The sequence below is a fragment of the Bizionia paragorgiae genome (genome assembly GCF_900107625.1).
GTDB classification, from domain to species: domain Bacteria; phylum Bacteroidota; class Bacteroidia; order Flavobacteriales; family Flavobacteriaceae; genus Bizionia; species Bizionia paragorgiae.
Genome location: NZ_FNQK01000008.1, coordinates 1 through 21,148, shown reverse-complemented (window position 1 = coordinate 21,148; position 21,148 = coordinate 1). Strand labels below are relative to the sequence as shown.

Annotated in this window: 14 protein-coding genes, 2 tRNA genes and 1 rRNA gene; 3 read left to right on the top strand and 14 right to left on the bottom strand. The window is 35.4% G+C overall.

Annotated features, from left to right (window positions below; genetic code table 11):
• Nucleotides 1-32 precede the first annotated feature (32 nt).
• A complete protein-coding gene (porU, locus tag BLV64_RS07030) occupies nucleotides 33-3,914 on the bottom strand; it encodes a type IX secretion system sortase PorU (protein ID WP_092133494.1) in 3,882 nt (1,293 codons plus the stop codon).
• Nucleotides 3,915-4,182: 268 nt separating this feature from the next.
• Between porU and gldJ the strand changes: the two genes are divergently transcribed.
• Together gldJ and BLV64_RS07020 are read left to right on the top strand one after the other, a co-directional pair.
• Nucleotides 4,183-5,859: a gliding motility lipoprotein GldJ gene (gene gldJ, locus BLV64_RS07025; protein ID WP_092133493.1), complete on the top strand. Its 1,677-nt coding sequence runs from the start codon at nucleotides 4,183-4,185 to the stop codon at nucleotides 5,857-5,859.
• A gap of 65 nt (nucleotides 5,860-5,924) precedes the next feature.
• Entirely contained in the window at nucleotides 5,925-7,214 is a 1,290-nt protein-coding gene (locus tag BLV64_RS07020; RefSeq protein WP_092133492.1) for a UDP-N-acetylmuramoyl-tripeptide--D-alanyl-D-alanine ligase, read from the top strand.
• A gap of 13 nt (nucleotides 7,215-7,227) precedes the next feature.
• Here BLV64_RS07020 and BLV64_RS07015 read toward each other — a convergent pair whose 3' ends face one another.
• From BLV64_RS07015 to BLV64_RS06965, 11 genes are all read right to left on the bottom strand, one after another.
• On the bottom strand, nucleotides 7,228-8,793 hold the full coding sequence (locus tag BLV64_RS07015; protein ID WP_092133491.1) for a hypothetical protein: 1,566 nt from the start codon (nucleotides 8,791-8,793) through the stop codon (nucleotides 7,228-7,230).
• Nucleotides 8,794-8,822: 29 nt separating this feature from the next.
• Nucleotides 8,823-9,092 carry a hypothetical protein gene (locus tag BLV64_RS07010; protein ID WP_092133490.1) on the bottom strand — a complete coding sequence of 90 codons (270 nt, stop codon included), beginning with the start codon at nucleotides 9,090-9,092 and terminating at the stop codon, nucleotides 8,823-8,825.
• Between the two features lie 261 nt (nucleotides 9,093-9,353).
• Nucleotides 9,354-9,428 (bottom strand) — tRNA-Val (locus BLV64_RS07005).
• A gap of 132 nt (nucleotides 9,429-9,560) precedes the next feature.
• Nucleotides 9,561-9,635 (bottom strand) — tRNA-Val (locus tag BLV64_RS07000).
• Nucleotides 9,636-9,699: 64 nt separating this feature from the next.
• The gene (locus tag BLV64_RS06995) at nucleotides 9,700-10,917 is read right to left on the bottom strand and encodes a bifunctional folylpolyglutamate synthase/dihydrofolate synthase (RefSeq protein ID WP_092133489.1); all 1,218 of its coding nucleotides are present in this window, start codon (nucleotides 10,915-10,917) and stop codon (nucleotides 9,700-9,702) included.
• A 2-nt stretch (nucleotides 10,918-10,919) separates the two neighbouring features.
• Complete coding sequence (locus BLV64_RS06990) at nucleotides 10,920-11,813, bottom strand: energy transducer TonB (RefSeq protein WP_092133488.1); 894 nt, start codon at nucleotides 11,811-11,813, stop codon at nucleotides 10,920-10,922.
• Nucleotides 11,814-12,209 (bottom strand): ExbD/TolR family protein, encoded by a 396-nt coding sequence (locus tag BLV64_RS06985; RefSeq protein ID WP_092133487.1) that lies wholly within the window; start codon nucleotides 12,207-12,209, stop codon nucleotides 11,814-11,816.
• Nucleotides 12,210-12,258: 49 nt separating this feature from the next.
• Nucleotides 12,259-12,960, bottom strand: coding sequence for a MotA/TolQ/ExbB proton channel family protein (locus BLV64_RS06980; RefSeq protein WP_092133486.1), 702 nt, complete (start codon nucleotides 12,958-12,960; stop codon nucleotides 12,259-12,261).
• A gap of 54 nt (nucleotides 12,961-13,014) precedes the next feature.
• The gene (gene nhaD, locus BLV64_RS06975) at nucleotides 13,015-14,409 is read right to left on the bottom strand and encodes a sodium:proton antiporter NhaD (protein ID WP_092133485.1); all 1,395 of its coding nucleotides are present in this window, start codon (nucleotides 14,407-14,409) and stop codon (nucleotides 13,015-13,017) included.
• A gap of 34 nt (nucleotides 14,410-14,443) precedes the next feature.
• A complete protein-coding gene (locus BLV64_RS06970) occupies nucleotides 14,444-15,670 on the bottom strand; it encodes a Glu/Leu/Phe/Val dehydrogenase dimerization domain-containing protein (protein WP_092133484.1) in 1,227 nt (408 codons plus the stop codon).
• Between the two features lie 180 nt (nucleotides 15,671-15,850).
• Nucleotides 15,851-16,933 (bottom strand): anhydro-N-acetylmuramic acid kinase, encoded by a 1,083-nt coding sequence (locus BLV64_RS06965; protein WP_092133483.1) that lies wholly within the window; start codon nucleotides 16,931-16,933, stop codon nucleotides 15,851-15,853.
• A gap of 90 nt (nucleotides 16,934-17,023) precedes the next feature.
• Between BLV64_RS06965 and BLV64_RS06960 the strand changes: the two genes are divergently transcribed.
• On the top strand, nucleotides 17,024-18,166 hold the full coding sequence (locus BLV64_RS06960) for an acyl-CoA dehydrogenase (protein WP_092133482.1): 1,143 nt from the start codon (nucleotides 17,024-17,026) through the stop codon (nucleotides 18,164-18,166).
• 81 nt (nucleotides 18,167-18,247) lie between these two features.
• On the opposite strand, the gene BLV64_RS06955 is transcribed toward BLV64_RS06960, so the two are convergent.
• Together BLV64_RS06955 and rrf are read right to left on the bottom strand one after the other, a co-directional pair.
• A complete protein-coding gene (locus BLV64_RS06955; protein WP_092133481.1) occupies nucleotides 18,248-20,686 on the bottom strand; it encodes a helix-turn-helix domain-containing protein in 2,439 nt (812 codons plus the stop codon).
• A 188-nt stretch (nucleotides 20,687-20,874) separates the two neighbouring features.
• Nucleotides 20,875-20,982: ribosomal RNA gene (gene rrf / locus BLV64_RS06950) — 5S ribosomal RNA — on the bottom strand.
• Nucleotides 20,983-21,148: the final 166 nt, after the last annotated feature.

Below are 21,148 nucleotides of genomic sequence, written 5' to 3'. Positions count from 1 at the left end.
TATAATTTTTATTAGACAAATATAATTTATTATTACAGGATTACAAGTTTCTCGATTTTTTCGACAGTATCATTGGTTAATGTCGATTGTACTTTTAATTTATAAATATAGGTACCTTTTCCTATTCTATCACCAAAATCATCTCTTCCATCCCATATAATATCTCGAGAGGTGGAAGGTGATAATTGTGAGCCCGAACCTGTGGACTGACCGTTTAGGGTTCTTACTAATTTACCCGAAACAGTAAAAATCTGAATCGATATATTTAATATCTCTGAGCTATTATGGTTAAACCAAAACTCGGTATAATTTACAAACGGATTTGGATAGTTTAAAACTCTATCGATGATCAAGCCGTTATCTTCATCGTAAACTACAAACTGAATTTCGGCAGTAGAAGAGTTATTATAAACATCCCAAGCTTTTAAGGTTAGCGTATGTAGACCTGGTTTTAAATCTCTAAAAGGATAACTTAAACCTCCTCTTGTGTAATCGTCTAACTCGGTAACATAATAATTATTTAAAACAAACGGATTAATCTCATCTCCATCAAGTATGGCTACAATATCGTGACCAATTCCACTGGCCGTATTAATTCCGTTCTCATCTTGAAGCTTTACTAATAAGGTAGGCGACTCATTGGTAATCCCTCCTGAAGCGAAATTCTCATCGTTCATATAAAGATTAATTAGAGGCCCTGTATTGTCTTCTGGTGCATTTTCGTTAATACCTCCAATTTGCAAATCGGTAGTCGTCGCACCGGCTTGATCGGACAATGGATTTTCTCGAGAAGCATAAAAGCTCACTTTTCCATAACCTACAGGAATCCCAATATCTTTTGGAACAATAAAGTCAAATTCAAACTGTCCATTCGTTACTGTAGCTTGTCCTCTAAATATGACTTCACCTAAAGTCTTATAATTTAATTTTATTAATTGACCGTTTTGCATCGTGTTGTCATTTGCCAATGTTTCACGGTCTATTGGCTTGTCGAAAATAGTTGTTACGACCTTACCATTATAATTTGTTAATACATTCCCTGCCAAATCGGTTACCTCACCAGCCAATTTAGCGTAACTTAAAGCTTCTAAGACATCGGTGTTTTGTGTTATTGGAACATCGTTAATTTTAGTTAAACGCACATTTGGTTCAGGAAAGGCTAATTTTAAAGCAGGATCTCCAATATAAAACACCAATTGTTTTTGTCCGATACCCGCAATTGAAGGATCATTTTTTGTCAGCCGTAAGGCTTCCGCCATCGTAGGATATTCATAATCACCGTAGGTATCTAAATCACTAAATGAAAACAAATACTCTTCTAATTTTATATTAAACGTTACACCAACCCCAAGAAAAATCTGACGCGTAGTTGTTATTAAACTCACGGCACCTCCCGCGTTATTCCAGTAAATTAACTCACCAGCTGTTTCACGCAACGGGTTATCAAACCGCGTATACTCGCAAGTTACCGTTACAAAACAATTTAATTTACGCTCGTTTCGCAGGGCTTGAGCATCGGTTTTTTCAAAAATACGTTCTTTAGCTAAACCATCTTCCCCACCATGTCCAAAATAATTCACCACTAAAGCGCCATTTTCTATCGCATTTGCAATAGCTGTCGTTACATCAGGGTAACGATCTCCTCCTACCGATGATTCTTGTTGGTACGAATCGGTATGTATTTTCACCACATTAAGAAACGGCTTGTTCTCAGTAATGATATTCCCAATACTATCTGTTGTTTCTTGCAAGGTAGCTTCGTACGACTCATCGACATCATCAGAGATAACCACCACAGTATTTCGCCAGCTACCATAGGCTTCTTTTGTATAATAACTTTCAACCTTATCGACTAACTCCTTAGCGCGTTGTGGAGAATCGGCTAAAATTCTACCTACTGCAATATCCAATTTATCACTAACAAACAACTCCCCTTCATCGGCATCCATCATCCCATAAAAATCATCTGTAATAAATGAGTTGATAAGATTAAAACTGCTATAGGCATGCCAAGAGGGCACATTATAGGTGTTATCCGAAACACGTCCTTTATAATCAAACGAACTGTCTCCAAACAAACACAAATATTTTATTCGATTCGCCGGTGAACTGGCATTATCATAAATGTACTTTACAAAATTCCGAATAGCAGAAATATCATTGTTACCCGTACTAAATTCAGAATAAATCATTTCTAAACTTACCACTTTAACATTCAAGTTATTTCTAACACGATTAATCTGTGCCAGACGCTCTGCCTGATTATAATTAGCATTTGGAACTACAATTAAGTAATCAATATCTTCAAAATCTCCTTGAGCATTTTTAAATATTCGTCCTTTTAAATTTTGATTTTGAACTGTAGAATTAGCGGCTAATAGAGGCGTGTGAAAACCAGTATTTGAAAACGCTACAAATTCTCTAATTGTTCCTAAAGCCGATTTAAAACTGACACTTGAATTGCCAGTATTAGATTTCGATCTCACATTATTATTATCGGTAACCTCCCAGATTTCTCTCACATTAGAGGCATTCGACAAGGTGTACTCACCTATACCGGTTGCCTGACCTGTTTCATTATTTTTAAAACGCAGTTGCCCGTTAGTAAACGTTAATGCACGCGTAGCTTCGACTGAAATATAATCCAAATAGCCAACCGCCCCGGGGTTCCCTTGCTTATTATAGGTAATTTGAACAGTTGCCTGATCTGTTGTGGCAATCACATCTTCTTCCAGCGATGCTTCAGCTGCAAAATTAGGGTCGCTAACTGCGGGGAGTATAATTGTCGACACATCGGCACCATTCATTTTTATGGTCATACTTGATGTATTTGCCGAAGTAGAGACGCCAATAACTTTTAATTTAATAGGATCGGTAGTTACCCGATTAGGGAAATTAAAATCAAAGGATTTTGTGGTTGTAATATCAAATTTATCACCAAACCAACGCCGACCAACATAGGCAAGGTTAAACTCATCTACTTCGTGAAATTTATAATCATGAAAGGAAGTAATCGCCATATCAGAAGCCCCTGCAGGCTCCGAAAGTGGTGGTATACGTTTACCCAAACCAGGACTTACACTTAAATAATAATACGCCAAATCACTATACGGGTTTAAATTGGTATTAACCCTTACATCATTTACAATTCCCTTTGGTCCTATACCATAAAACAAAATATAATCACCGTCGTTAAAAACGCCATCATTTTCACCGCTAATTTTAATTGCATTCTCAATAGGATCTATAGGGTACGTAGTATCGTTCTTATAAGGAATCATTTGTCCTCCATTACCATAGATTTTAATTTGTCTAGGGTCGATAGCATTAGTATTGACACCCATTTGGTTTAAAAAGTTTTTCGAAATTTTAAACACACCGGTTCTATCAATAGCAAATTTAAACCACATCCCTGTACTTAGAATAGAATTTGAAATATTTTGATTTACTACGGAGTTGGTAGCAGCCATTTTACCGGCAGAACTCACATCTAATGCAAATGAAGTTACCTTATTATAACCACCGGAAGCAGACTTAACGATAGCTGAAACAGTTAAAACCACAAACTTCTTATCTCTAGCTCTTGCATTTTTAACGCTGTAAGTAAAGGCACTAGGAATATTTTCTAATTGAAGCCCTTTTAATTCTGAAGCAGAAATAGGACTGTATTTTACAGCACTAATAGACACTGCATTTTCATTAATAGCTGAAGCAACTTCCCATTGAGCAACAAATTTTAAACCAGCATCAACATCATAACTATAGTGTTCTTCAGGAATAAATGAAGGTAGCTCCACACGATAACCTTCTGTGGTTAGTATTTTTGAGCCATTCCATTCTAAATTAAACTTTTTTTGCTGGGAAAACACAGCGGTACAAGCTAATAAGGCTAGGGTAAATAAAAACGTTTTCATTGCTTAAATAACGGTATTATTTTCATGTTATTATTGCTTTCTTAAAAAATTCTTAAAAAGATAACAAAACTACAATAATAAAATAAAAACTCTCACGTTATACAGTTTCAAATGACGTTTTAAAAGTCAATTTAAAATCGTTGTACTGTAAAAAAAAAGGACGAAATGAATATAAATTTTACTCAAATTTCACAAAATTACTTGTAGAGTTATGTAGAATTGTTATATTGCGTCTCTTAAAAAAAACTTAATTATCTTACTTAAACGTATGAATATGAAAAAAGTACTTATATCAAGGTTATTAGTGGTCTTAGCGATATCATTAACTTTGGTAGGCTGTAAAAGATCAGGAAGCTCTAACACATCTAGGGCTACAGGTTGGCAAATTAATGCTAAAGAAGGTGGATTTCAATACAATACACAATACAAAGGGCAAGAGAACGCTCCAGGGTTAGTTTTTGTAGAAGGAGGAACATTTACTATGGGTAGAGTTCAAGATGATGTTATGCATGATTGGAACAATACACCGAACCAACAACACGTGCAGTCTTTTTATATGGACGAAACTGAGGTAACCAATAAAATGTACATGGAGTACCTTGATTGGGTAAAAACAGTATTTCCACCAGAAGAAGAGAACTTTAGAAGAATCTACGAAGGTGTTGTTCCAGATACGCTAGTATGGAGAAACAGATTAGGTTATAATGAAGTAATGACTAATAACTACCTACGTCATCCAGGATATGGTGAGTACCCTGTTGTAGGTGTAAGTTGGATTCAAGCTGTAGAATTTGCCAATTGGAGAACAGATCGTGTAAACGAACTAAAACTTCAAAAGGAAGGTTTCTTAAAAAGAGGGAGTCAATATGAAGCTACTGCAGATGCTAATTTTAATACAGATACATATATTAACGCACCTACCCAATCTTTTGGAGGGAATGAAGAGATTCTAAAAGGAGGTAAAAATAAACCAATAGTAGATGCTGAAGGAAATGAAACTGGAGTTTATGCATCTAGAGAAACAGGTGTTATCTCTCCTAAGTACAGACTTCCTACTGAAGCTGAGTGGGAATATGCAGCATTAGGTTTATCAGAAATCAGAAGTTACAATTCATATAGAGGAAGAAAGAAATACCCATGGGACGGACAATATACACGTTCAGGGAATCGTAAAGTAAGAGGTGATCAATTAGCTAACTTTAAGCAAGGAAAAGGTGATTACGGTGGAATCGCAGGATGGTCTGACGATGGTGCTGATATTACTGCTCAAGTAAAATCATTTAAACCTAACGATTACGGATTATATGACATGGCTGGAAACGTTGCCGAATGGGTAGCCGATGTTTACCGACCAATTGTAGATGATGAGTTTAATGACTTTAACTACTACCGTGGAAATGTTTACACTAAAAATGCTATTGGTGAAGATGGAACTGTAAAAATAGTAACAACAGATGAAATTGTGTACGATACACTTCCTAACGGAAAAGTAATCGCAAGAGATTTACCAGGAGCTATCGCTCAAGTACCAGTAGACGAAAACGAAACATACTTACGTACAAACTTCGATTCTAGTGACAACAGAAACTTTAGAGATGGAGATGTTGCTTCTTCTCGTCGTTACGATCAAGGGTTTGATGATGAAGTTGAAGGAGAAGACGCATCGTTTACTTCTAAAATGTATAACTCTCCAAAGCATAATGTTGAAGTAGATTCAGCAGGAACGTTAATTAGAGAATATGACAAGTCAAGCAGAAGAACATCACTTATTAACGACGAAGCTCGTGTTTATAAAGGAGGTTCTTGGAAAGACAGAGAGTATTGGTTAGATCCAGCACAAAGACGATATTTCCCACAAAATATGGCAACAGACTATATTGGGTTTAGATGTGCAATGTCTAGAGTAGGTTCTAAATCAAAAAGTAATAAGAAAAGAAAGAACTAATAATTCTTAATTAATATTTAAAAAAGTCCTAACAATTGTTGGGACTTTTTTTATACTTTTATTTTATGAAAACACAAGCCCTACACACCCTTTTTTTAGAGTGCGACAAGATCTCTACCGATACTAGAAAAATATCTAAAAACGACATGTTCTTTGCTTTAAAAGGAGAACATTTTAACGGTAACACCTTTGCCAATCAAGCATTAGAACAAGGCGCAAAATACGTCATTGTAGACGAGGCAAAATACCAAACCTCCAACGCTATTATTTTAGTCGATAATGTATTAAAGACATTGCAAGACTTGGCTTCTTTTCACCGCTCATATTTAAACATTCCTATTATTGCCTTAACGGGAAGCAACGGCAAAACAACCACTAAAGAACTTATTAATGCTACCTTATCTCAACAGTATCAAACTACCGCTACTGTAGGCAATCTGAATAATCATATTGGTGTTCCATTAACCCTATTATCGATGACTAAAGCCACCCAAATAGGAATCGTGGAAATGGGCGCTAATCACCTAGAAGAAATTGCTTTTTTATGCCGAATAGCAAAACCGGATTATGGTTATATTACTAATTTTGGTAAAGCGCATTTAGAAGGCTTTGGTAGCTTAGAAGGTGTTATAACCGGTAAAACGGAATTATATAACTATCTAGAAGCGCATAACAAACTTGTTTTTATCAATAGTAACGACCCTATTCAAGTCGCAAAAAGCACTTCTATTACATCCTATAGTTTTGGTATTGCTTCTAAAAATCAAAGTGACGACCTTGTCGTTAACTTAGAAAGTACCTCACCTTTTATAACGGTTACCTGTAATAATACGAGTATCCAAACCCAATTAATTGGAGCGTATAACTTCAACAATATCGCGGCCGCAATTTGTATCGCAACTTATTTTAAGGTGAGTGATTCTAACATAAAAAAAGGTTTAGAAAACTATGTTCCTGCAAATAACCGATCACAAATAATAACTAAAAATAAAACGCAGATTATATTAGACGCCTATAATGCTAACCCGACAAGTATGACTGCTGCACTAACCAATTTTAGCGAATTACAGGTAGAAAATAAAACTGTTATTTTAGGAGACATGTTTGAGCTTGGCAAGGAAGCAGAAACAGAACACAACAACATTGCACACCTGGCTACGAATTTAAAAATAGACCAAGTCCTTTTAATCGGAGAGCACTTTTATAAGACTGAAATAGACTCTAAAAAAATAAAACGCTATCGCTCATTCGAGGATTTTAAAAATGAATTTGACTTCAAGGCATTACAAAACGACACTTTGTTAATTAAAGGTTCAAGAGGAATGGCATTAGAACGGATACTAAATTTAGTATAGACGTCCAACGTCTCTATTTTTCTCCGTTGCCGGTAATACTCTCTAAAAGCCCTTTACTAAGATTTAACCAGATATAATTAAAAACAGACTTCGTTTTATCACGGTCCACCTCTACTGTAGCTTCACGGAAATTATCACTTTTATCGTCACTATTTTTGGAAACGAATAAATTAGCTACAGTAGATAAGAGCCATTTCTTTTTGTTACCATATTTATTTAAAACAGTAATCTCAAAATCCTCATAATTTACACGCAGATCAGTTTTAGAACGCCTATTATCGCCATTTATAGTGTAATATATCTTATTTGTTTGTCCGCTTAATCTCACCTTTAGATTCGGTTCGGTAAAACGATTTAAACGCTCTGCTTGCAGTCGGCCAATAGTCATTTTAAAATTAAAATCATCATTGGTATTATTAACATCAAAATACCACTCACTTTCAAAAGGGGTCGTCTCCATAAAAAAGCCCGACACATCTATTTTTGTTTGCTTAGGCGATTTATAAGTATTACTTACATTGAATAAATTGGCAGACAAACCACCTAAAGCAATAGATCCTCCTTGGTTATTAGCCTTCACTTTTTCTCTGTATTTTATCGCTCCTTTTTCTATTTTAATAGAATCTACCGTGAGTTCGAATGGCAATTCACGTAACGACTGACTGTACAAGTATTTAATACTCATATCATCGGCCACCAATTTATCACGGAATATATTTAATTCGGGAGTCTCTATTTTTATAAAAGCACTTGAAACAAATAGTTTCCGAGTATCAAATCCGAAGTCTATACCATCGATATGAATAGAATTAACTTTCAAGTCAAAATGATCGCGTTCTGTTTTAATTTTATGAGACAAAGCCGTTTTAGACAGCTTGGTTTTAAGCGATAGATTATTCAACACGGCACGGTTATCTATGATACTCACATCGGATACCGTAACATTTTCATAAGCATTGGCCTTAACAAAAACAGAATCCGCGTTCACACTATACCTCTCAAACTCCACGGGTAAACGTCGTTTAATGATCTCTTTATCCACTTTTATATTGGAGATATTTACTGCGCTATTTTCTACATAAAGCATTAAAGAGTCTAAGGTATTATCATAGATGTAAAGATTAGCACTATCTATCTGTAAGTCATCTAAAACAACAGGTTTATACAATTTTAATGGTCCTGAAGAATGCGTTGAATCTAAGGTTTTATGGACATTCTGTGAATAATAGAAAAGATCTGGAGACTTAATTTTTATAGTCTCAATATGTATTTCAGAATTCACCAAATAATCCCAATAGCTCACATTTTGTACTATGAGTTTTTCGAGCTTAATTTTGGTATGTACTACAGTATCCTTTTTATTGGCAATTTGCACCACTAGGTCATTTATAGTAATGGTACCCCCTAGAGTGTGTAATGAAATACCCTTATGATGTTGAGTAATATGACTTGGTAAACGAGTTAATAAAAATTTCTCGACCTTATTTTTAATGAGAATATTAGTGAGTACAAGACTAGAAAAAAACAATAGGATTACCACTAAAACTGTGGTTAAAGTAATCTTTAAAGTTTTCGACATAGTTAAGTACTTAATTGGGCTTTCCAGAATTATAAAGTAAAAAGAGGGAAAATTCCTTTTGGAATCGCTTTAACTCCTAGAGAACTTACCGCTTTTTCAATGGTATCATTGTTTACCAGTTTTACTGTATGAACAATAAATTCCTTTGGAAAGACTTCATTAATTAAGACGACATCTTTAACGCCTACAATTTTTTCGACTACAGATTTTACAGCCTCCATTTGAGCGTCCTCATTAACATTAGTGGTAAAAATTCTACCGTGATTTCCGGGGATTACGTTTTCTGTTATTACTGTCATAGCGCGTTTAAATTTTAAGTTCTAAAAAAAAACAGAACACTTTAGTTGCTAAGTATTGTGAAAACAGCTGATCACAGCACCTTAAATTCCGAAAAACGGGAATTCTATACACAAGTTAAAGTAAGACCATCCATTCTATACTTGTATTGTTCTTTAAAGTTCGACAGAAAAAATGAAATATAAAAAGAATTCGTAATAATTTAGTGTTAAGGTTTAAAACAAAAAAAATCCCAAAAGAAAAGATATCTTTTGGGATTGTTGTGGGCGATAAGGGATTCGAACCCCTGACCCCTTGGGTGTAAACCAAGTGCTCTGAACCAACTGAGCTAATCGCCCTAATTCTAGGTGTGCAAATATACACTTTTTTTGTACTTGTCAAAACTTAAATAGAAGTCTTATTCGTTATTTTTATAACTTATAAACCTCATATTTCAGCTTAAAAAAATCTCAAAACGTGTTGAGATTCTGTGGGCGATAAGGGATTCGAACCCCTGACCCCTTGGGTGTAAACCAAGTGCTCTGAACCAACTGAGCTAATCGCCCTAATTATTAGGTGTGCAAATATACATTAGTTTTTGAATTTCCCAAAGGTTTAAAAGAAAAAAAATTAAATTATTTCTGCGACTACAAAAGTACTACCACCAACATAAATAACCGCATTGGCATCGGCTTGTTTTAGTGCGCTTTTATATGCTTCATTTACAGAATCATAAGCCATTCCCTGACATCCATGACTATTTAATTCCCTTTTTAAATCATGGGCATTATACCCTCTTGGAATATTGGGTTTACAAAAGTAATAGGTAGCTTGCTTTGGTAGAACATCCACAATGCTGCTTAAATCTTTGTCATTTACAACGCCAAAAACAATATGCAGGGATTCATGAGGCTCATCTAAAAGCTGCTTCATCGTATAACTTAAGCCCGACGTATTGTGAGCAGTGTCACAAATAACCTTTGGTCGTTCGTGTAGAATTTGCCATCGCCCAAGAAGTCCCGTATTTTTAACCACATTTAAAAGCCCTTTATAAATCGCTTGTTCTGAAACGGAAAAGCCTTTGTTTTGTAACTGATTAATCGCCGCTAAAACAGTTTTAATGTTATTCGTTTGATACCTTCCTTTTAAATCACTCTTATAAGCTTTTAATTCACTGCCATCTGCGAAAGTAATATCTGCCTGGTTTTCTTTAGCAATGGCTTCAAAAACCGGTTTTGTTTCTTTTTGAGTCTCACCAATAACCACTGGGATATTAGGTTTTATTATACCCCCTTTTTCTTTAGCAATAGCATGTAAGGAATCACCTAAAAACTGGGTGTGATCTAAATCAATATTTGTGATAACACTCAATTCGGGAGTTATAATATTTGTAGAATCTAAACGTCCCCCTAACCCCACTTCAATAATAGCGATATCAACGTGTTGGTCGGCAAAGTATTGAAAGGCTAAACCCACGGTCATTTCAAAAAACGACAGCGCATGACTTTCAAAAAACGATTTGTTTTGGGCTACAAATTTAACCACGTCATCTTCCTCAATCTCTTGTCCGTTAATCTTAATACGTTCTCTAAAGTCTTTAAGGTGTGGTGAGGTATACAAACCCACTTTATACCCCGCTTCTTGTAATATAGAGGCAAGCATGTGGCTAGTAGACCCTTTACCGTTAGTGCCTGCAACATGAACTGATTTAAATCGTTCTTCGGGATTATTTAAATGATTTGCTAACAGTAAGGTATTAGACAGATCTATTTTATAGGCTGTTTTCCCTTGATTTTGATACATTGGTAATTGTGCAAATAACCAATTAATAGTATCTTGATATGTCATTATTATTGACCGAGTTTAAAATCGATACTTACAAAGCCTACCTGACGTGTAGGTGCTTTGGGATCGGGTTTCCACTTATGAGATAAAGCAATTTTTCGTGCAGGCTCTAGTAAACAAGGCGCTGTATTTTCTGTCCCTTTAACTCCTGGCTCGGCCTTAACGACTTGCCCATTTTGATTAACTTCTATTCTTACAACTACCAAGCCAGATTCATTACAGTCTTGTTTAAATACTTTGTTGGTTGGTCGACCTCTTCCGTTTAATCCGTAGCCAACACCGCCACTACCTGTTCCTGGATCTCCAAAATAACTTGTTGCATAAGGATTTCCATTTAACTGACCTTTATCTCCTACTTGATTATCGTTGCCTTCACTTCCCGAGCTTTCACCTTCAGAATTATTTAAGCCGCCCATCATAGCGTCTAACTTCGCTTTTTTATCGGCTTCTTCTTGTTTCTTTTTTGCTTCGGCTGCCGCTTTAGCTTTGGCTGCTTTTTCGGCTTCTGCTTTAGCCTTTGCTTCGGCCGTTGCTTTAGCTTTTTTAGCCGCTTCTTCTTTTTTAATTGCCGCTGCAGCTTCGGTGTCTTGGGTTAAAACATCTTCCTTTACCGCTTCGGATGCTGGCTCTGCCTCCTCTTTTTCTTCTGAGGTTACAGGTTCTGCTTGTGCTTCTTCGGGGGGCTTATTAATGTTAAGATCTTGAGATTTTACTGGTTTGTCAGGCTGTACCTCTCCACTACCCACATTAGAATTACCAAAATTGATTGCTACACCATACTCTTCTGGTGGATCCATATAAGGCGGTCCTACCACAAATAATAGCAACAACAAAATAAGCACTATAAGCGCTGTGATCTTTGCCGAATTACGTTCGTGTTTGGTGTTAAGGTATTTCATTTATTGCACTGATTTTACAGCTAATGTCGATTTAATTTTATTTCGATTCGCGATATCCATAATATACACTACGTGTTTCATTTCGACATCTTGATCCGATCTTATAGTAATTGTTGGTGTATCTGATTGTCCTACTTTTGCTAAAACTTCGGCCTCTAAGCTCGCTTTAGGTACTTGTTTCATGTCAACAAAGTACTCATTGTTTTTATTCACTGAAACAGACACATTTTTTGTTTGAGTGGTTTTACTTGATGACTTTGGAAGCAATAAATCAATAGCTTCAGCAGAAACTAAAGTTGATGCTATCATAAAAAAGATTAGTAACAAGAATACAATATCGGTCATCGATGACATATTAAATTCTGGTGTTACTTTATTTCTTCCGCGTAAATTCATAGTCCCTAATTATTAGATTAAACATTTGTAATTATAATACGATATATAATTACATAGGTTCGTTTAAAAGGTCTAAAAACTCTAAAGAATGGGCTTCCATTTGGTAAACCACTTTATCTGTTTTTACTACTAAATGGTTATATGCTATATAAGCAACAATACCTACAATTAATCCACCTACTGTAGTGGTCATTGCAGTATATAAACCATCGGCTAAAGTTTTAATATCTATAGACCCTCCAGCATTGGCAATCTCAAATATAGATAGAATCATACCAATAACAGTACCAAGAAATCCAATCATGGGTGCAGCTCCAGAAATTGTAGCCAAGACACTAACATTTTTTTCTAAGCTGTATATTTCTAAACGGCCTGCATTTTCTATCGCTGTATTAATATCTTCTAAAGGTTTTCCGATTCTAGAAATTCCTTTACTAATTAATCTTGAAACCGGTGTATTTTTTTGCGCGCATAAGTTCTGTGCGGAATCAATTTTACCATTCGATACATAATCTTTAATCTGATTCATAAAATTAGCATCTTTTTTAGACGCTTCTTTTATAGCTAAAATCCGTTCAAAGTATATATATAAGGCGACAACTAACAACACAAACAACAGTGATATAATAACAATTCCTGCCGTTCCACCTGTTGTAATTAGCTCTATAATAGATAATGTTTTTTCTACTGATTCTCCTTCGGCAAGAGCTGTTGCATCTTGCGCTGTTTCTTGTAATAATGTGCTTAGCATATTTCTTTTTTTGTTACTGAGATAATATAACGTTAATTTTAGAGTTAGCGTATGTTAAAACAAAGTTCTTGTGTAAAAGAAAACTGCTGTTCCGGCCAAAAAGCCTATTAATGCTAACCATGATATTTTTTTAAGGTACCAGAAAAAATCAATTTTCTCCATTCCCATAGCTACAACTCCTGCGGCAGATCCTATAATTAACATACTTCCACCGGTTCCTGCTGCGTAAGCTATAAAGTGCCAAAGCTCGTGATCCATAGGTTCTGTAAACATTCCTAAACTAGCTGCTACTAAAGGAACATTATCTATAACTGCCGATCCGATACCCAATAATATAACAACGAGGTCAGAAACCCCACCATTGTGCATTTCAGTTCCTAACATAGGCACCCCTTCTTTTAAAAGAGAGGCAAAGCCAAATAGTATTCCCAACGACTCTAAAGCGGCTACCGCCATTAAAATCCCTAGAAAAAACAATATACTTGGCAATTCAATTTTCGATAATGAAAAGTGAACTGGGCTGTGCTTAGCAAATTCCTCTTCAGCACCCCATTCTTGATTTGTAATCGTGAATTTAGTAGAACTAAAGTATTCGGCAAAAACCGCAACAATTCCCAAAGACAACATCATTCCCACATACGGTGGTAAATGCGTAACCATTTTAAAAATAGGCACAAATATAATAGCACCAAGACCTAAGTAAAGCATTACGCCACTAAACCTACTTTTAGGCTTTCCTATTTCTACTTCATCATTTTCTATATCACCTTTAAAGGCTGGCAAGTACGATGCGATTAAAGTTGGTAAAACCATACATATTAAAGACGGTAATAACAAGTATCCAAATAAATGACCTGTTGTTACTTTTTTACCTATCCAGAGCATCGTAGTGGTTACATCTCCAATTGGAGAAAAAGCCCCTCCAGCATTCGCCGCTATGATAATTAAACCAGCATACCATACACGAACACCTTTATCTTGAACGATTTTCTGCAATATTGATATTAAGACAATAGTTGCTGTTAGGTTATCTATGATGGCTGACAAACAAAATGCTAAAATGGTAAATATCCATAGGATTTTGCTTTTCTTTTTGGTTTTAATAAAATTCTTAATGGTAGAAAATCCATCGAAATAATCAATAATTTCTACAATAGTCATGGCACCTAAAAGGAAAACTAATATTTCGGCAGTTTTACCAAGATGATGCAATAATGTCTCTTCCATTAAATGCATTTTATCTTCATAAGCTAGGTCAGGAAAATTCTCTACCAATCCATTATTAGCAGAATCAAACCACGTTGAGAACGAATCGATTCCTAAAGAGACCAATGCCCAACTTATAGCCATCATGACTAGGGCTGGAATTAATTTATCTATTTTTAAAGTGTGCTCTAGAGTAATTCCTAAATACCCAAATACGAAGACTAAAATTATTATAGTTTCCATTTCTTTTTACCGTAGTTGTTGTTAAGGGATAGTATTATAATAATTTTTTCAAGGCTATTTCGAAAGCTGTTTTACTAATTTCTTTCGGATTTGGATTTCTATCATAAACGTCTTGAATAGCTTTTTTAATCGTATTTGAAACATCATTAAAAATCGCCTCGTCGGTCATTTCAACATTGGTTTGCATAAAGTAAGCAAACACTCTTGCCATACCACAGTTAGAAATAAAGTCAGGAATCAGGCTAACGCGCTCATCGGTATACTCCATAATAGAGCCAAAAAAGATTTCCTTATCTGCGAACGGCACATTTGCACCACAAGAAATCACTTCTAATCCGGTACTAATCATCTGAGAAATTTGATCTTGTGTTATTAAACGAGACGCAGCACAAGGTGCAAAAATCTCAGTTTCTAAAGACCAGATACGCTCATTCATTTCTTCAAATGAAAGCATATTTTCTGTGTGTAATGTATTCCCGTTTTTGGTTAGGTAGAAGTCTTTTATTTCGTCAAAAGAGAATCCCTCTTCTTTTATTACACCTCCTGAAATATCTATAATCCCAACTATTTTAGCCCCCATCTGAGCTAAATAGTAAGCCGCAGCTGATCCTACATTTCCAAAACCTTGAACAACGGCACGTTTACCTTTTACACTCCCACCAAAAGCATCGTAATAATGCTTAACAGCTTCTGCAACACCGTAACCGGTAACCATATCGGCAATTAAATATTTCTTATCTACATTTGGTGAAAATTTAGGGTCTTCAATAACTTTAATAACACCATGCCTTAACTGACCTATAATATTAATTTTCTCAGCTTCAGAAGGCATAAAGTGTCCGCTAAACACACCTTCTTGCGGGTGCCACACACCACAAGCCTCTGTCATAGGAATCACCTCGTGGATTTCATCAACATTTAAATCTCCTCCCGTACCGTAGTAACTTTTTAATAATGGTGTTACGGCTTTAAACCAACGCTCTAAAACACCTTTTTTTCTAGGATCTTTAGGGTCAAAATTAATTCCAGATTTAGCACCTCCAATGGCAGGTCCTGATACCGAAAACTTCACTTCCATCGTTTTAGCTAGAGATAGAACTTCGTTCATATCTAAGCCTTTACGCATTCTCGTTCCTCCTCCAGCGGCTCCCCCTCTTAAGGAATTTATTACCGTCCAGCCTTCTGCTTCAGTTTCAGAATCTTTCCAATTAAAAACGATTTCAGGAGCTTTGTTTTCGTACTTTTTTAGTAAATCTTTCATTTAATTTTTTGGTTGAGTTGTAGTTTTTTAAATATATTTTTAATTCCATAACCTCTTTAATTTGAAGTTATTCGGTTTGTTTTTAATCTTTTTTAAAATAATTTAAGCAAATATAAAAAAACAATAAGTGGGTTTAAATGTAAACGCCTATTTTATTATAAAAAATTCAATTCGTTATCACTAACACACTTGTTGGTTTTGTGGCTTATAAATTTTTCCACTCGAATGGTTACGCTGTGCTCCTGTAACCGATTGCAAACAATTAACCTCATTTCTCATACGTAACACACCCAGTAACCCAAAAATTAGCGCTTCTTTAAATTCAATAATCTCTGGTTTTGGAATCGTAACCTTAAGATTGCTTAAAGCCTCTATTCGAGATAGCAAATAACTATTGTATACGCCTCCACCAGTCATTAGAACCGAAGGGGATTCCACAGTAGTAATCACTTGTGAAATCTGAATTGCAATATGCTCTACCACAGTGTTTAAAACAGCATTTACTGGCAGTTTAAACTTATCGATAACTGAAAACACTTCAGCTTCTGTCCATTCCAATCCTAAGGATTTAGGATGCGGTTGACGATAAAATTCTAAGGCATTTAATTGTTCTAGTAGTCTAGGGTTTAGTGTTCCTGATTCCGCAATTTTACCTGCATCGTCAAAATTAAATCCTAGGGTACGGACATACTTATTTAATACGATATTAACGGGACAAATATCAAAAGCTATTCTTTCTGATGCTATTCGCGTTGACACATTAGCAAATCCACCTAAATTTATACAAAAATCGAATTCAGAAAATAAAAGCTCATCCCCAATAGGAACTAAAGGTGCCCCTTGTCCGCCAAAATCCACATCTTGCGTCCTAAAATCACAGACAACGGTGGTTTCTAATAGATCAGATAAAAATTCTAAATTCCCGATTTGGTAGGTTAAGCCCTTTTCCGGCTGATGTAATGCTGTATGACCATGAGAACAAACGGCATCAATATCCACTAGATTATGCTTGGTAATAAATTGTTTAATAGTTTGGGAGAGGAATGCTGTGTAGTCCATATCTATAGCTTCCAACTCTCTTAAGGTGTTCTGTGTTAAGGCTTGTAACTTTTTAAACCACGCTTTAGGATAAGCAACTGTTTCAGATGCGTGTATTTTAAAACACCAATTCTCTCTCTTAGTAAAAGTGATATGTGCCAAGTCAATACCGTCTAACGAGGTACCAGACATAACACCAATAACAGAATAGTTCTCTTTAAGCATATTGCGTAAAATTAGTAATATCTATTGAATAAAAAATAATTATACGTTATATTTGCAGTCTTTATTTATCACATTAATAATTATTTAAATATGGATTTTAGTCTTACAGAAGAACATATAATGATTCGTGACGCTGCACGAGATTTTGCTCAAAATGAATTACTTCCAGGAGTTATAGAAAGAGACAATAAACAAGAGTTTCCACAAGAATTAGTAAAGAAAATGGGAGACCTTGGCTTTCTAGGAATTATGGTAGACCCTAAGTATGGAGGAAGTGGTTTAGATGCGATTTCTTATGTCTTAATCATGGAGGAACTTTCTAAAATTGATGCCTCTGCTTCTGTAATTGTATCTGTAAACAACTCCTTAGTATGTTATGGTTTAGAAGCCTATGCTAGCGAGGAGCAAAAACAAAAGTACTTAACTAAATTAGCTACAGGAGAATTTGTAGGTGCCTTTTGTTTAAGTGAGCCTGAAGCAGGTAGTGATGCGACATCGCAAAAAACAACGGCTATCGACAAAGGCGATCACTATGTTATTAACGGAACAAAAAACTGGATCACTAGTGGTGGTAGAGCGGATGTTTACTTAGTAATAGCACAAACAGATCGTGAGAAAGGACACCGCGGAATAAACGCTTTTATTGTTGAAAAAGGAATGGAAGGCTTCCACGTTGGACCAAAAGAGGATAAATTAGGAATTAGAGGAAGTGATACGCACACACTTCAGTTTAATGATGTAAAAGTTCCTAAAGAAAATAGAATTGGAGAAGATGGTTTCGGATTTAAATTCGCAATGAAAACCTTATCTGGTGGACGTATTGGTATTGCAGCACAAGCTTTAGGTATTGCTGCTGGTGCTTACGAATTGGCTTTAAAATATTCTAAAGAACGTAAAGCTTTCGGAACAGAAATTTGCAATCACCAAGCTATTGCTTTTAAATTAGCAGATATGTATACCGAAATTGAAGCGGCAAGACTGTTAGTAATGAAAGCAGCATGGGACAAAGATCAAGGTAACAACTACGATATGTCTAGTGCTATGGCTAAACTATATGCTAGTAAAGTAGCTATGGAACAAACAGTTGAAGCTGTACAAATTCACGGTGGAAACGGGTTCGTAAAAGAATACCACGTAGAACGTTTAATGCGTGATGCAAAAATTACTCAAATATATGAAGGAACTTCAGAAATTCAGAAAATTGTAATTTCTAGAGGTGTTATCAAAGGATAAACTATATTTATTATAAAAACTAAAGCTTCAAATTTTCATTTGAAGCTTTTTTTATATCCTATTTTTAAAGCACACTGTTCCCTAATCGGACTCTAATTGATTTAATACCAGTCTTAACTCGCCATAAGAAAATTTATCATCCAATTGATGTTTTAAGTCCGACAAGTTATCGAAAGTCTTTGCAGGAATCAGTGCAAGTAATTCTTTATAATGTGCTTTAGACATTAAATCGGTAACAGCAACCTCGCCTGTGGAAATAAAATCGGCCAAATGACCAAAAACCGTATTTACATTTAACTCGCGCTCTAAAGCTATTTGATCTATGGATTTACCAGATTTAAATAAGTCTAAAGAAATCAATTTAGTGTCCCCTTTCTTCCTTTTCTTAGAATCATTTTCAAGTAAGTTGTTGGCATCTGTAGTTTCTATATCATTGTCTTCACAATACGAACGGATAACCGAGATAATAGCTGTACCGTACTTTTCCACACGCGTTTTTCCCATACCTTCAATAGCTTTTAATTCCTCCAGAGAAGTGGGTAAACTTTCGCACATGGCGTATAAGGACTTTTGTGAAAAAACTTGAAAGTGAACCAAGCTATTACGTTCCGCAATTTGATTTCTTAAAATGCGCAAGTCCTCAAACAAATCGACATGTACCGTTCCGTCAATTACCGATTTCCGTTCTTTTTTAGCCCCCTTATTTAATAAGAATACCGCTTTAACCCGTAAATCTAAAAAGTGTTTAGTTGTAAACGTGGTTTTAATTTCTTTAAAATAGAATGTTTTTACCGTTAAAAACTCCTCTAAAACATCTAGAGTCTTATTTAAATCTTGCTCTACCGATTTATTATCGGTGGTAAAAGCAAACGATTTTAAGGGAACTACTAATAGATCTTCAATTTGGACTTTAAAATACTCAATTGCTTTCGTGAAGCGCTCTTGTATAGCTTTATTATTTTCTGGAGTCTCTCCCTCTGTTTGAAGGGTTTTTAATTGGGTTTTAAACGATGTACTTACTTTTATTAAATGAGTCGCATCTTCTTTTAACTTTAGTAAGAGCGGTTCCACCACCCCTTCTATTCGGTTTCTATTTTTATAATAGATATCTAATAATCGATTAATAGGATGTAAAACCGAATAAAATTCAAAGATTTCGGCAATTAAATCTAATTGGTATTGCCCTTTCGATTGTAGCAGTTGATCGGAATCTGGTGCATTTTCCTCTGCCCTTTTATTAAAAGAAATCACATTGTGATCACTAATAATTTGTTTTGACTCAATTTTACTTTTTAAAACCAAACCTTCAAGCGATTTACAGCGACTCAAAGCCACATAAGTCTGTCCGTGGGCAAAAGCATCCTCTGCATCGATAATAGCCCTTTCAAAGGTTAGTCCCTGACTTTTATGAATAGTAATAGACCAAGCTAAGCGCAACGGGATTTGCGAGAAGCTCCCGATTTTCTCTTCTGCAATTGCCTTTGTTTTAGCGTCTAAATTATATTTAATATTTTCCCAGGTCTCTACTCCAGTAATAATATCCTCGGTATCTCCTGGACAGCGTACGGTCACTTTAGACTTTGACAAATCCACCACACGACCAATTTTACCATTAAAAAAACGTTTATCGGTAGTACTATCATTTTTAATAAACATGACCTGTGCACCTACCTTAAGTTCTAAATCTATGTCGTTAGGATAAGAATGTTCTGGAAAATTACCGGTAATCACCGCTTCATAATTATAAGACTTAGATTTTAGGGCCTTAAGTTTGGATTGGTTAATAGTATTTGCTTTACTATTATGAGTGGTTAAAGAGATGTAACCCTCTTCCGTTTTAGGATTAAAATCAGGATCGTAGCGTTTGTTTAATTCTGCTGCTGAGGACGCCGTTAAATTATTATTACGAATCTCATTAAGGATAGTAATAAACAATGGGTTTTCCTGTCGGTAAATGTGTTTTAATTCCACAGTAATAGGATAGCACTCCTGAAATGCGCGACTACTAAAAAAGAAGGCGTTTTTATAATAGGGTTGTAGTAATCGCCAGTCATTATCTTTAACAACGGGTGACAATTGTTGTAAATCACCAATCATTAAAAGTTGTACGCCCCCAAAAACGAGTTGTTTATTTTTAAACCTACGCAACGTCTTGTCTATCCCATCCAGAAGATCAGCGCGAACCATACTTATTTCATCAATCACTAATAAATCTAAAGATTTTATAATGTTGATTTTAGTTTTACTAAACTTACGGTTAAAGGCTGAATTGTTTGCTACATCGGCATCTGGTAGAATGGGGCCAAAGGGCAATTGAAAAAAGGAATGTATAGTCACTCCTTTGGCGTTTATGGCTGCAACTCCGGTAGGAGCTACAATCACCATACGTTTATTAGACTTTTGTTTTAATTTATGAAGAAAAGTAGTTTTACCAGTACCGGCTTTACCTGTTAAAAACAGAGTACGATTGGTTTGCGTGACAAAATCCCACGCTAAATCTAGTTCTTTATTATCTGCCATAAAACAACACCATTAAGACTGAAATATAATAAAATTCGAGCTGTTAGCTCGCATTAAAAGAAAGAAACAGTATATACTATTAAAATAAAAACGAACGTATAAACAACAGCGCATAGCGTTTAACAGGCGGTATACATCTGGTTTTATTGCATAAAAAAACCCTTCATATTTCTATGAAGGGTTTCTAAAAAAGGCGACGACCTACTCTCCCACGAATGTAGTACCATCGGCGCAATTGGGCTTAACTTCTCTGTTCGGAATGGTAAGAGGTGAGCCCCAACGCTATAATCACCTTAAATCTTTCGGTGTGTGTAGATAAACTACTTGACCGTATAAAATAACATATTGAAAAAAGCACGCTTAGCGTGAGTATACTGAAAAAAATATAATAGAATGTGTACTTAGTAAAAAAACAGGCGTACAATAAGCCTATGGGTTATTAGTATCACTCGGCTATGACAT

What these genes read in the sequence shown, in the direction of transcription:
- porU (WP_092133494.1), bottom strand. Translation starts at nt 3,914, where the DNA reads ATGAAAACGTTTTTATTTACCCTAGCCTTATTAGCTTGTACCGCTGTG.
- gldJ (WP_092133493.1), top strand. Translation starts at nt 4,183, where the DNA reads ATGAATATGAAAAAAGTACTTATATCAAGGTTATTAGTGGTCTTAGCG.
- BLV64_RS07020 (WP_092133492.1), top strand. Translation starts at nt 5,925, where the DNA reads ATGAAAACACAAGCCCTACACACCCTTTTTTTAGAGTGCGACAAGATC.
- BLV64_RS07015 (WP_092133491.1), bottom strand. Translation starts at nt 8,793, where the DNA reads ATGTCGAAAACTTTAAAGATTACTTTAACCACAGTTTTAGTGGTAATC.
- BLV64_RS07010 (WP_092133490.1), bottom strand. Translation starts at nt 9,092, where the DNA reads ATGACAGTAATAACAGAAAACGTAATCCCCGGAAATCACGGTAGAATT.
- BLV64_RS06995 (WP_092133489.1), bottom strand. Translation starts at nt 10,917, where the DNA reads ATGACATATCAAGATACTATTAATTGGTTATTTGCACAATTACCAATG.
- BLV64_RS06990 (WP_092133488.1), bottom strand. Translation starts at nt 11,813, where the DNA reads ATGAAATACCTTAACACCAAACACGAACGTAATTCGGCAAAGATCACA.
- BLV64_RS06985 (WP_092133487.1), bottom strand. Translation starts at nt 12,209, where the DNA reads ATGAATTTACGCGGAAGAAATAAAGTAACACCAGAATTTAATATGTCA.
- BLV64_RS06980 (WP_092133486.1), bottom strand. Translation starts at nt 12,960, where the DNA reads ATGCTAAGCACATTATTACAAGAAACAGCGCAAGATGCAACAGCTCTT.
- nhaD (WP_092133485.1), bottom strand. Translation starts at nt 14,409, where the DNA reads ATGGAAACTATAATAATTTTAGTCTTCGTATTTGGGTATTTAGGAATT.
- BLV64_RS06970 (WP_092133484.1), bottom strand. Translation starts at nt 15,670, where the DNA reads ATGAAAGATTTACTAAAAAAGTACGAAAACAAAGCTCCTGAAATCGTT.
- BLV64_RS06965 (WP_092133483.1), bottom strand. Translation starts at nt 16,933, where the DNA reads ATGCTTAAAGAGAACTATTCTGTTATTGGTGTTATGTCTGGTACCTCG.
- BLV64_RS06960 (WP_092133482.1), top strand. Translation starts at nt 17,024, where the DNA reads ATGGATTTTAGTCTTACAGAAGAACATATAATGATTCGTGACGCTGCA.
- BLV64_RS06955 (WP_092133481.1), bottom strand. Translation starts at nt 20,686, where the DNA reads ATGGCAGATAATAAAGAACTAGATTTAGCGTGGGATTTTGTCACGCAA.